This is a genomic window from Rhodopirellula sp. JB055 (assembly GCF_043100905.1).
Taxonomy (GTDB): domain Bacteria; phylum Planctomycetota; class Planctomycetia; order Pirellulales; family Pirellulaceae; genus Rhodopirellula.
In genome coordinates, this window is record NZ_JBICHO010000382.1 from 1 (window position 1) to 11708 (window position 11708).

Consider the following 11708-nt stretch of genomic DNA (forward strand, 5'->3'; position numbering starts at 1 on the left):
TTGACCGTGAACTGTTCGAGACGCTCATCGAGTCGCCAGAAGTTGCCGCGATGGCCGTGGAATCAATCGACCCATCTTGGCTGCATTCCAACACCGCGAAGATGTTGTTGTCTGCTTACCAAGACCTGGATCTGCAAGGCCGCGACCTCGACGTCGACTCTGTGCTTGTCCTGCTCGAAAATGATTTTTTGAAAAATCAAATCATCACGTTGCAAGACCGCATCGAACAACGAGCAGGACACGTTTTAGACGAGCCACACGTACGATACACCGCGATCTTGACTCGTTTTCGCGAACGAGAATTTGACGCAGAGAAGTCCCGACAAATCGAAAAATTACAGTCCGCGTCCTTGCCCGAAGAGGAGGAGCTCGCGATGTTAGAACAACTCTTTGCCGCCGAGCGAATTCGGCAAACACCTCGCTAACGCAAACCCACCACGGCAACCACGAACAGGAGCCAAGACACCCGACCCAACTGAAGCGTTTCGCGATTCATGATGAATCGCATTTGAAAAGATTTCAAACACGACACTCCAGTCATGCCTGAACTGAATCACGTGATTCAGGTTCCCGCAAACAATCAGCTTGACTGACCGTTCCATGAAGGAACGTGACCCATAACAGGAGGTTTTTCCGATGCAATTGATGGACCAAGATCTTTCGCAACTCATCGCCCGTGGAACCAAGGATGGTTTCCTCACTTACGATGAAGTCAACGCATACCTGCCCGACGAAGACGTCAACCCAGAGAAGCTCAACTCGCTCCTGTTGGCTCTGGAAAACCGCGGCATCCAACTGATCGAAGCCTCGGAAAAAAAGGCCCGCGACGCTGCAGCACGTCGCCCCGCTCCCAACGTTCGCGACTTGCGTCCGACTGAAATGGGCGTCGACGAAGAAACTCCCGAACAAGCGTTGGCAAACGAAGTCGCGTCACAAAGCTTCTCGTCAGCCGACCTGCCCAAGGCCAGCGAAGATCCCATTCGCATGTACCTCAGTCAAATGGCTGAGATCCCTTTGCTGACTCGCGAAGAAGAGATCGCACTGGCAAAGAAGATCGAAATCACTCGCAAGCAATACCGTCGCTCGCTGCTGGAAACCGACTATGCCTTGCGAGCGACCGTCGACACATTGCAAAAGGTCCACTCCGGTGAACTGCCCTTTGACCGCACGATCAAAGTCTCACTCACCGAGCGACTGACCAAAGAGCAAATTTCCCAGCGGATGCCGCACAACCTGCGGACGCTGAACGACCTGATCGCCAAGAACAAAGCGGACTTTGAAATCTTGGTTCGCCGCAGTGCATCGCCACGCTTGAAAGCGGAAGTTCGCAAGCAATTCCTGCGTCGCCGTCGCAAGTGCCTGGAACTGGTCGAAGAACTGTCGCTGCGAAGCCGCCGCGTCACCCCGCTGCTGCATCAACTCGAAAAAATCTCCGGCCGGATGACGTTCATTCGCGAGCGATTGGCTGAACTTGGCAACGACGCGATGAGCCGCGATGAAGCCGCGGACTTGCGTCAAGAACTTCGCGAATTGATGCTCGTCACGCAGGAAAGCCCAACCAGCCTGCACAACCGCATGACCAAGGTTCGCCGCCACTTCGATCAATACGAAGCCACCAAACGCGAACTCAGCGCTGGCAATCTTCGCTTGGTTGTGTCCATCGCGAAAAAGTACCGCAATCGTGGCCTGTCGTTCCTGGACTTGATCCAAGAAGGCAACACCGGCCTGATGCGAGCGGTCGACAAGTATGAATATCGTCGCGGATTCAAATTCAGCACTTACGCCACTTGGTGGATTCGCCAAGCGATCACCCGCGCGATCGCTGACCAAGCTCGCACGATCCGCATCCCGGTTCACATGATCGACGTGCTCAGCAAACTTCGCCAAGCACAAAAGCGACTGACCCAAACACTCCGTCGCGAACCCACTTACGAAGACATCGCCGAAGCGACCGATGTGCCACTCGAAGAAGTCCGCCGCGTGATGGACATCGGCCGCCACCCCGTCAGCCTTGACCGACCTGTCGGCGAGGGGGAAGACAGCAGCTTTGGCGAATTCGTCCAAGACAGCGAAACGGACAACCCGGTCCGTATCGCCGCCAGTGGCATGCTTCGCAACAAGATCGATGAGCTACTGAAGACACTCACCTTCCGGGAACGCGAAATCATCCGTTTGCGATACGGCTTGGTCGATGGATACAGCTACACCTTGGAAGAGTGCGGACGTATCTTCAAAGTGACCCGGGAACGAGTGCGTCAAATCGAAGCCAAAGCCGTCGCGAAAATGCAAAGCCCATCGCGTGCCGAACGTTTGTCGTCCTACCTCAAACCCGCTGCCTAGCCCAGCATTCGCGTTCGGCACCGATCGAGCGAAGTGAACTTCTCCAAGCCTTTGGCGAACCGTCTTGCAAGAGACGGATTGCCAAAGGTTTTTTTGTTGGAATCGGTTTCCAGAGAAACAAAACCCGCACCCCGAATTGGAATTTTGTGATACAACGCGGCGGTGGCTCGCCTTCGCTCGGCCCGCCAACCGCCTTCCCTGTCCAAGCGTGATTTCCGTGGCGTAATGTCGCGGAAACGCAATTCTGCAGGCGACGGTATGGGTTTTTGCGACGAGTAAGTTTTTAATGGTAGACAGGTGACCTTCACCTATCACCGATGCCTTGGTGATTGGCTGATGGCTGTTGCCGCATTCGGGTGTGAATGCTGTTCAACTAAGGAAATCAGAGGATAGAAATGGCGACTGGTACGCCGACGAACGGTCCTGGTGACGCAGCCTTGTCATCGGACTCCGGCACAGAAGAAGTTCGGCTGGAACAGTTTCAATATGATGACGGCATTGTCCGTTTGTTTGCGACGGCAACGATTGTTTGGGGCATCGTCGCCACACTGGTCGGCTTGATCGTCGCCGTGTTGCTGGTGCTTCCGTCGATCACTGGCGGTATGCCGTGGTTCACGTTTGCACGTCTGCGTCCCCTGCACACCAACGCCGCGATTTTCGCTTTCGCAGGCAACGGGATCTTCGCCGCGGTTTACTACAGCACCCAGCGGCTTTGCAAAGCTCGCATGTGGAGCGACGTCCTCAGCCGCATGCACTTCTGGGGCTGGCAACTCGTCATTGTTTTAGCCGCCATCACGCTGCCACTCGGAATCACACAGAGTCGCGAATACGCTGAATTGGAATGGCCGATTGACTTGCTGATCGCAGTCGTGTGGCTGTTCATCTTCGGCGGCAACTTTTTGATGACCTTGATCAAGCGTCGAGAACGACACATGTACGTCGCGTTGTGGTTTTACATCGCCACGATTGTGACCGTCGCACTGTTGCACGTGTTCAACAACTTGGTCATTCCTGCGGGCTGGTTCAAAGGCTACAGCGTGTACGCCGGCGTCCAAGATGCATTCATGCAGTGGTGGTACGGCCACAACGCGGTCGCGTTCTTCCTGACGACACCGTTCTTGGGATTGATGTACTACTTTTTGCCCAAAGCGGCTGAACGCCCTGTGTTCAGTTACAAGCTCAGCATCATTCACTTTTGGTCGCTGGTTTTCATTTACATCTGGGCCGGTCCTCACCACCTGCACTACACGGCACTGCCTGAATGGGCCAGCACGCTGGGGATGCTATTCAGTCTGATGCTATGGATGCCCAGTTGGGGCGGCATGATCAACGGTCTGCTGACGTTGCGTGGTGCCTGGCACAAAGTGGCAGCCGACCCGGTGCTGAAGTTCTTCGTCGTCGGCGTCACGTTCTACGGCATGAGCACATTTGAAGGGCCAATGCTGTCGATCAAATCGATCAACGCTTTCACCCACTACACCGACTGGACCATCGCTCACGTTCACGCGGGTGCCCTGGGTTGGAACGGGTTCATGGTGTTTGGGATGCTGTACTGGATGCTGCCACGGTTGTTCCAAACCAAGATGTGGAGCGAGAAACTGGTCAGCCTTCACTTCTGGACCGGAACCATCGGGATCCTGCTTTACATCATCCCGATTTACGCCGCTGGCCTGATGCAAGGTTGGATGTGGCGAGCCATGGATGACACCGGCCACCTGATGTACCCGGACTTCATTGAAACCACCCAGTCCATCGTTCCACTTTGGTGGCTGCGAGTGGTTGGCGGCGTGCTGTACGTCAGCGGCATGCTGATGTTGGGCATGAACTCCATCATGACTTGGATGGGACGTCCCGCCGAATACGAAACCCCAGTGCACACCGCACCTCGTCTGACCAAGCACTATGTGGATCACACGCCTGAGCCACAAAGTCCGATCGAAGGTGCTCCCGTGCTCGAAGTCGGCAAGAAGGTCAGTATTTGGAGCCAGATGGGTTGGCACCGTCGCTGGGAACGCTTGCCCGTCCGTTTCACGGTCTTCACGACTCTCGCCGTTGTCGCTGCGACCTTGTTCGAGGTGATTCCAACGTTCTTGATTCGGTCCAACGTGCCGACGATTGCAACGGTCAAGCCGTACACGCCGCTGGAACTTGCCGGACGACACATCTTCGTTTCAGAAGGTTGCTACAACTGCCACTCTCAAATGATTCGTCCCATCGTTTCAGAAACGAAGCGTTACGGCGAATACAGCAAGCCCGGTGAATTCATCTACGACCGACCATTCCAATGGGGCAGCCGTCGCATCGGTCCCGACCTCGCTCGTGAAGGTGGAAAGCAGAGCAGTTTCTGGCACTGGACTCACTTTGAGAACCCAGAAAACGTTTCTCCTGGCAGCGTGATGCCGGACTACGGTCACCTGTTGACCGAAGAAATGAACTACGACGCGATTGCTCCTCATGTGAAGGTCGCCTCGTACCTGGGTGCCGAATACACCGAAGAAGAACTGAACAACACGGCAGAAGTCGCTTACAAGCAAGCCGAATACATCGCCGCTGACATCGTCGCTCAAGGTGGTCCAGCCAAAGCGTACGAGAAGCAAGCGATCGCCTTGATTGCCTACTTGCAACGAGTGGGCGTCGACTTGTTCGCGACAGAAGAACCTGAGGCAACCGAGGAGCCAACCGATCCCGAAGCTGCGGAAGGCGAAGAAGCTGAAACCACCGAAGAGGTCGCCAGTCAGGATTCCAACCTGACTGCTCATTCGCAAACGGTTGCTGCGAAGTAGCCCCCCAAAGTTTGATCCAAATGCGTTTCCAACGCTCACCCAACACCCTTCTGTGAGAACGTCATGATCCGAGATCTTGTCAGTGCTCTCGACTATTCATCGTTTGCCGAATTGGCACTCGCTCTGTTCGTCGTTGCCTTCGCCACAATGACTTACGGAACACTCCGACTTTCCCAAAATGCAACCGATCGATTTGCATCGATTCCACTGAGTGACGAGGTGGAGGATCCACGACCATGAGCCAAGTGACAGAATACGACAACGCGCCCAAGACAGATCACGCTTACGACGGGATCGAAGAATTTGACAACCCACTGCCCGGTTGGTGGAAATGGTTGTTCATCGCTTCCATTGTCTTTAGCCCCTTCTATTTTTTGTACTACCACAACGGAACTGCTGGTCGTTCCGTAGAAGACCTATACGGCGTCGCGTTGGCAGAGAACACACGCCTGCAGTTCGAGGAAATCGGTGACCTCAAACCCGATGAAGCGACTCTGGTCGCTTACATGGAAAAACCCAACTGGGTTCGAGTTGGTCAATCCGTTTTTAAAGCCAACTGCATCTCTTGCCATGGCCGAGAAGGCGAAGGCCAAGTCGGTCCGAACCTGACCGACGATTACTTCAAGAACATCAAGAACATCGAAGACATCGCCAAAGTCATCAACAACGGTGCGGGTGGCGGAGCGATGCCGAAGTGGGCGGACCGATTGCACCCCAACGAGGTTGTCTTGGTATCCGCCTACGTCGCCACCCTGCGTGGCAAGAATATCGAAAGCAGTCGAGGCCCAGAGGGCAAAACCATCCCTCCATGGCCCGAACCCGTTGAATCAGACCCTGAAACCCCCGAAGAATAAGCCCTAGTACAATGTCCACGCGAACCTCGTTGCCTCTCATTTCGCCTTCACCTTGCAAGGTTTGTTACGCAGCGGATCGCGACGGGACATCTGGCGGCGGCGGGTCTCAGGACAACGAATCGCTGCTCAAGCCAGAGGAACATGTGCTGAGCACGTTAGAGGCCGATGGTAGTCGCCGTTGGCTTCGCCCCAAACTTTCGATGGGTGAATGGTGGAAACGCCGACGCGTCACAGCCTACATCTTGATGGTGGTGTTTGTCGCGATCCCTCATTTGCGGATTGGTGGCAAGCCTCTGATTTTGCTGGACATTGCCGCTCGTGAATTCACGGTGTTAGGCAAAACGTTCTACCCCACCGACACGTTGGTTCTGGCGTTGTTCATGCTCAGCGTGTTCGTGAGCATCGTCCTGATCACGGCGATCACCGGTCGAGCTTGGTGTGGTTGGGCGTGTCCCCAAACCGTCTACATGGAATTTTTGTTCCGCCCCATCGATCGCTTTTTCGATGGCACCTTGGGCAAAGGCGGAAAACCAGCACGCGGGATCAGCCCGGTTTGGCAGATCGCTCGGGTTGCCGTTTATGTTGTGCTTTGCATGTTCCTTGCCCACACGTTCCTGGCATACTTCGTCGGCACCGAGAAATTGTCCCAGTGGGTTCGCAGCTCACCGATCGACCACCCGTCCGCGTTCCTGGTAATGGCGGGCACGACCGGTTTGATGCTGTTCGATTTTCTGTTTTTCCGAGAACAACTGTGTTTGATCGCGTGCCCCTACGGACGCTTCCAGTCGGTCATGTTGGATGAGCAATCCAAGATCGTCGCCTATGACCCCGTTCGCGGCGAACCTCGCATCAAAGGCAAACGAACCCACGATGACGAAAAAGGAGTCGACCTGGTCCGCGGAAAAGTGGCCGGTGATTGTGTCGACTGCCATCAATGCGTGGTCGTCTGCCCAACCGGAATCGACATTCGTGACGGGTTGCAGATGGAGTGCATCAACTGCACACAGTGCATCGATGCCTGCGATGATGTGATGCACAAGGTTGGCAAACCCAAGGGGCTGATTCGCTACAGTTCTCAGGACGCCATCGCGAGAAAGCCCAAGAAACTCCTTCGTGCGCGAACGATCATTTACCCGATTGTTCTGGTGGGCGTCTTCTCGGGGCTGGCCATGGCGATCTTTAGCAAGAGCGGATTCGACGCGAGAATCCTTCGCGGTCGTGGGGCTCCCTATTCCCTGCTCGGGGCGAAGGAAGTCTCCAATGCGTTCAACTTACGATTGGTCAATCGGACCGAGATCCCTCAAACGTACGAATTGTCAGCCAATCTCTCGAGCATTCAGGTTGAAATCATCGACACAGACGCTCAACGACTCGAACCCGCTGAATCCAAACTGTTGCCGTTTCGATTGAACTTTCCCTCATCGATGACCATGGGCGATGGGAACGAGCCCATCGAACTGACGGTCAAGGATCAAAGCGGCAACGAACGCATCATCTCTATGAAGGTCCTGGGGCCACGTCGTTAATCATGTCATTCCAAACCGATTCCAAACCATCCGTTGAAACGCAACAGAAGGACGAGCGTCGTGCCAAACGATTCTACATTTCCTTGGTGTTGCTACTCTTCGCCATTCAGGCCACCATTCTTGGCACCGCGTTGAAACTCGCGATCGGTGACCCTGCCTTGGCGGTGGTCCCCGATTATCACCAAGCCGCTCTGAACTGGGACAAATCGCATCGTGCGTCGCTTGCGTCGGACCGTCTGGGATGGAACGCTGAGGTCATTGTCTCAAACGTTTCCGATGCCCAAGGCCAGCGAGCCATTTCGGTAGAACTTCACGACGAACGGGGTGAACCACTCGACGATCTGCAGGTCGAAACAATGATCTATCGACACGCCGATGCGGGTGCGTTCCAGGCCATCGATTTGCCTAACACTGGCGACGGACGTTACCTGGGCATGGCATCCATGCCAGAGCAGGGACTTTGGCAAATCGAAGTGAGCATCGGTGGTGCCGGTGAGCCAATGACGTTGACGCGCACACTCGAATTGGAAAATTGAAATGTGGATGTTAGCCAGTGCCGTGGTCACGGCTAGTTTATTAGGCAGTATGCACTGCGTCGGCATGTGCGGGCCACTCGCGATTTGGGCCAGCGGTGCAGGCGAGAAGCAACCCAAATCGACCGTGGTCTGGTCCACCACGCTGTACCACCTTGGGCGTCTGCTGACATACGTGTTGGCCGGATTGATCGCCGGCACGATCGGCAGCCTGGTCGAAATCGGCGGCGAAACACTCGGCGTCCAGTTGGCTGCCGCGCGCGTTGTGGGCACGATCATGATGGCACTGGGAATTTGGAAGCTGTGGCAAATTGTGTCCGTCAATCGCGCGACGCCCAAACCAGTCACGCCGTCTCGGATCGGAGGAGTTCTGGTTCGGTTGCGGCCACTGATCTTCAAGCTGCCCATTGCGGGACGAGCCCTGACGATTGGGATGTTGACGACGTTACTGCCGTGTGGATGGTTGTATCTGTTTGCCTTGGTCGCAGCGGGAACGGGCCAAACCCTCAACGGTGGTTTGGTGATGGCCGCCTTCTGGTTGGGGACGGTGCCGGCACTCACCGCCCTGATCGCTGGCACCCAATCGTTGTCACGGCGATTCACCAAGTTCATCCCGGCAGCTGCGGCCGCAACTTTGATCATCACCGGCGGCTACACTGCATCAGGACGTGGTTTCGCCGATTTGCAATCGTTGACCGACATCCGCGCAGGCGTCGACCTGGATTTGGACGGAACGAATTCCCAACAAGCGTTGTCTGAATTGACCGAAACGCCGCTGCCATGTTGTTGCGCCGAGGGCATTCCTTGCGAATCGCCTGAAGAGTGATCGCACGTCATGTCTTCGAAACTGGACGCATCCAAAGATGAGGCAGCTGCTTCGTCGACCAACACAACCTTGCCGTGCATCCATTGCGGTGAACCAACCGACGTGCACCGGGACGCAGATCCCCAAACCGTGTTTTGTTGCAACGGATGCCGAGGTGCTTACGAGCTGATCCACGGATGGGGGCTCGAAAATTACTATGGTTTGCGCGAACAGTTGGCAGGCGGCGGCCAACCGATCGATCGTGTCGGGCAACCACCCTCCGAGAGCGCCCCGCACGAACGATACACGGTCTTTGATCGAGCGGATTACCTGGGTGCATCCCAACCCATCGAGCAACCAGACGGGACAATGATGTGCGAATTGGCGGTGCATGGATTGCACTGCGCTGCCTGCGCTTGGTTGATCGAAAACGTCGCCACGCGAACGCCGGGTTGGCTCGACGCTCGTGTGAAAATGAGCGAACACACCATGCGTGTCGTGTTCGATCCCAAGAGAATATCGCTCAGTCGTATCGCTCAACCTCTCGATCGCCTGGGCTACGAACTGTCGCCGCTCCCCGAAATACGCGAAGACCACTTTCGACAAGAGAATCATCGACTTCTGATCCAAATCGCATTCGCAGGATTCTGTGCAGCCAACGCAATGTGGATCGCCATCGCGCTGTATGCGGGTGAAGCTTCTGACGTGGAGGCCGAGCACTGGTCCTTCCTGAGATGGATGGGAACCGGCTTGGGACTGGCCGCGGTGCTATTGCCCGGGCAGACGTTTTTCAAAGGTGCATGGGCGTCGGTGAAAACTCGAACGCCACACATGGATTTGCCCGTCGCGATGGGACTGTCTGTTGGCACGATGGCAGGATTGGTTGCTGCGATCACAGGGCAGGGGGAGTCCTACTTTGACTCTCTAGCTGTGCTGGTGTTCCTGCTATTGATCGGTCGTTGGATTCAATTCCATCAACAGCACCGAGCCGCGAAAGCAGTGGACTTGTTGCTACGGATCACGCCGCGCCACGCCCAACGCATTTTAAACGACGGTCAAACCGAGTTAGTCCTCGTCGATAACTTGCGTCCCGAAGATTCCGTTCGCGTGATGGCGGGGCAGAGTGTTCCCGTCGACGGCGTGATCCTGGCGGGACAATCTTCGATCGACCAGTCTTTGCTGACTGGAGAAAGCCTGCCCGTATCGGTTCAGGTCGGTGAATCCGTTTCTGCGGGGACGGTGAACCTGCAGAGCCCGTTGGACGTCCGGGTCACCTCAGTGGGCCGTGACAGCCGCATTGGTCAGGTCATGCAATCGGTTGAAGAAGCCGCTTCGCAAAAGACGCCCATCGTTCAGTTGGCCGATTCAATCGGTGGCTATTTCGTGGTCATTGTTACGTTGCTCGCGATCATCACGTTTCTCGTGTGGCTGGGCGATGGATTCGGTCCTGCGGCATCGCATGCGACGTCGTTGCTGATCGTTGCTTGCCCTTGTGCGTTGGCCCTGGCAACTCCACTGGCCATCGCGGTAGCACTGGGAAGAGCCGCGAAACGCAAAATTTTGATTCGAGATGGCTCATCACTGCAAACGCTAGCGTCTGTTGGAACGATTTGGTTCGATAAAACGGGAACACTGACCGAAGGCAAACCACGAGCCGAGTTTGTCGAAGGCGATGCCTCCGCAATCGCTCACGCCGCAGCGGTTGAACGAGGCTGCGAGCACCCAATTGCGATCGCCATCCAACGCGAAGCCAATCGGCGTGATCTGGACATTCCCACCAACGCGAAACTCGATCAAGTCCACGTGGGTGGTGTTTCGGGCACCAGCGACGGGCACTCCATCTTGGTAGGAAGCCTTTCGTTCATGCGAGAACACCATGTTGCGATCAACGATCCAATCTTAGCCGCGTGCGAACACTGCACCAATCGATCGGCCAGTCCCAGCGTGATAGCAATCGACGGCATTGCAATCTGTGTTCTTGCCATCAGCGATCCGTTGAAACCGAACGTTGCTGGGTTCTTGGATTCACTTCGCAACCAAGGTTGGCACGTCGGCATCCTCTCCGGTGACCACCCCAAGATCGTCACCCATGTAGCTCAGCAACTGGGTTTGGATCCCGCACACGCTCTGGGCGGCCTGTCACCAGAAGCGAAATTAAAATGCGTCCAAGACCATTCGCAGGGATCAACCGTTATGGTCGGCGATGGTGCGAACGACGCGGCGGCGCTGGCGGCAGCCGATGTCGGGATCGCTGTCCGCGGAGGAGCGGAGATCAGCCTTCAGGCTGCTCCCATTTATGTCGCCTCTGACAACATCGTCGCAATTGACGATTTGATTCGAGCATCGCGGAGAACCCAGGCGTTGATTTACACGGCCTTCACCGCCTCGCTCAGCTACAATGTGATTGCGGTCGGCCTCGCGATGACAGGCCGCATCAGTCCACTCGTCGCGGCCATTCTGATGCCCATCAGCTCCGTCACCGTGCTCGGCCTCACACTCGCCTGGCCCATTTTTCGTGAGAAAAAACCATGAGCGTTCTCTTCATTGCGCTGCCATTGGCATTGCTCCTCGGAGCAGGTGGAATGCTGGCCTGCATCATGTGCATTCGCGGCGGTCAGTACGACGACCTGGAATCACCTGCCGTTCGAATCCTGATCGATGAAGACAGCCTCCCTCGCCACTCAGACACCGGCGCACAAACGACGAGCGAAGTGAGCCCTGACAGAGCTACCGATCCGGCCCAAATTGCCCAGGATCGCTCGCACTGAATTTTGAGCAAAATTTGGTCTCGGGTTGACCGATAAAGCGCCTATGAATCGGCGCATCCTAAAAATTCCAAACGGAACCCGCCACGCCCGCCATGACTT

At 55.8% G+C, this 11708-nt stretch carries 9 protein-coding genes and 1 pseudogene; all 10 read left to right on the forward strand.

Features of this window, described 5'->3' with window-relative positions:
• Nucleotides 1–425: pseudogene (locus tag ACF8AM_RS15080) on the forward strand (DNA primase); the annotation flags it as partial.
• 211 nt (nucleotides 426–636) lie between these two features.
• The gene (locus ACF8AM_RS15085; RefSeq protein ID WP_392556426.1) at nucleotides 637–2340 is read left to right on the forward strand and encodes a sigma-70 family RNA polymerase sigma factor; all 1704 of its coding nucleotides are present in this window, start codon (nucleotides 637–639) and stop codon (nucleotides 2338–2340) included.
• Nucleotides 2341–2735: 395 nt separating this feature from the next.
• A complete protein-coding gene (gene ccoN, locus ACF8AM_RS15090; RefSeq protein WP_392556427.1) occupies nucleotides 2736–5123 on the forward strand; it encodes a cytochrome-c oxidase, cbb3-type subunit I in 2388 nt (795 codons plus the stop codon).
• Between the two features lie 63 nt (nucleotides 5124–5186).
• Nucleotides 5187–5363: a hypothetical protein gene (locus ACF8AM_RS15095; protein ID WP_392556428.1), complete on the forward strand. Its 177-nt coding sequence runs from the start codon at nucleotides 5187–5189 to the stop codon at nucleotides 5361–5363.
• Nucleotides 5360–5977 (forward strand): cbb3-type cytochrome c oxidase N-terminal domain-containing protein, encoded by a 618-nt coding sequence (locus ACF8AM_RS15100; RefSeq protein WP_392556429.1) that lies wholly within the window; start codon nucleotides 5360–5362, stop codon nucleotides 5975–5977. The genes ACF8AM_RS15095 and ACF8AM_RS15100 overlap by 4 nt, the downstream gene beginning before the upstream one ends.
• Nucleotides 5978–5988: 11 nt before the next feature.
• Complete coding sequence (gene ccoG, locus ACF8AM_RS15105) at nucleotides 5989–7503, forward strand: cytochrome c oxidase accessory protein CcoG (RefSeq protein WP_392556430.1); 1515 nt, start codon at nucleotides 5989–5991, stop codon at nucleotides 7501–7503.
• Between the two features lie 2 nt (nucleotides 7504–7505).
• Nucleotides 7506–8039 (forward strand): FixH family protein, encoded by a 534-nt coding sequence (locus ACF8AM_RS15110; RefSeq protein ID WP_392556431.1) that lies wholly within the window; start codon nucleotides 7506–7508, stop codon nucleotides 8037–8039.
• Between the two features lies 1 nt (nucleotide 8040).
• On the forward strand, nucleotides 8041–8862 hold the full coding sequence (locus ACF8AM_RS15115) for a sulfite exporter TauE/SafE family protein (RefSeq protein ID WP_392556432.1): 822 nt from the start codon (nucleotides 8041–8043) through the stop codon (nucleotides 8860–8862).
• 9 nt (nucleotides 8863–8871) lie between these two features.
• Nucleotides 8872–11373, forward strand: coding sequence for a heavy metal translocating P-type ATPase (locus ACF8AM_RS15120; protein ID WP_392556433.1), 2502 nt, complete (start codon nucleotides 8872–8874; stop codon nucleotides 11371–11373).
• Nucleotides 11370–11609, forward strand: a complete 240-nt coding sequence (gene ccoS, locus ACF8AM_RS15125; protein ID WP_392556434.1) for a cbb3-type cytochrome oxidase assembly protein CcoS — start codon at nucleotides 11370–11372, stop codon at nucleotides 11607–11609. Before ACF8AM_RS15120 ends, ccoS begins: the two co-directional genes overlap by 4 nt.
• Nucleotides 11610–11708 lie beyond the last annotated feature (99 nt).

Coding starts and splice junctions, on each gene's coding strand:
- ACF8AM_RS15085 (WP_392556426.1), top strand. CDS start 637: ATGCAATTGATGGACCAAGATCTTTCGCAACTCATCGCCCGTGGAACC.
- ccoN (WP_392556427.1), top strand. CDS start 2,736: ATGGCGACTGGTACGCCGACGAACGGTCCTGGTGACGCAGCCTTGTCA.
- ACF8AM_RS15095 (WP_392556428.1), top strand. CDS start 5,187: ATGATCCGAGATCTTGTCAGTGCTCTCGACTATTCATCGTTTGCCGAA.
- ACF8AM_RS15100 (WP_392556429.1), top strand. CDS start 5,360: ATGAGCCAAGTGACAGAATACGACAACGCGCCCAAGACAGATCACGCT.
- ccoG (WP_392556430.1), top strand. CDS start 5,989: ATGTCCACGCGAACCTCGTTGCCTCTCATTTCGCCTTCACCTTGCAAG.
- ACF8AM_RS15110 (WP_392556431.1), top strand. CDS start 7,506: ATGTCATTCCAAACCGATTCCAAACCATCCGTTGAAACGCAACAGAAG.
- ACF8AM_RS15115 (WP_392556432.1), top strand. CDS start 8,041: ATGTGGATGTTAGCCAGTGCCGTGGTCACGGCTAGTTTATTAGGCAGT.
- ACF8AM_RS15120 (WP_392556433.1), top strand. CDS start 8,872: ATGTCTTCGAAACTGGACGCATCCAAAGATGAGGCAGCTGCTTCGTCG.
- ccoS (WP_392556434.1), top strand. CDS start 11,370: ATGAGCGTTCTCTTCATTGCGCTGCCATTGGCATTGCTCCTCGGAGCA.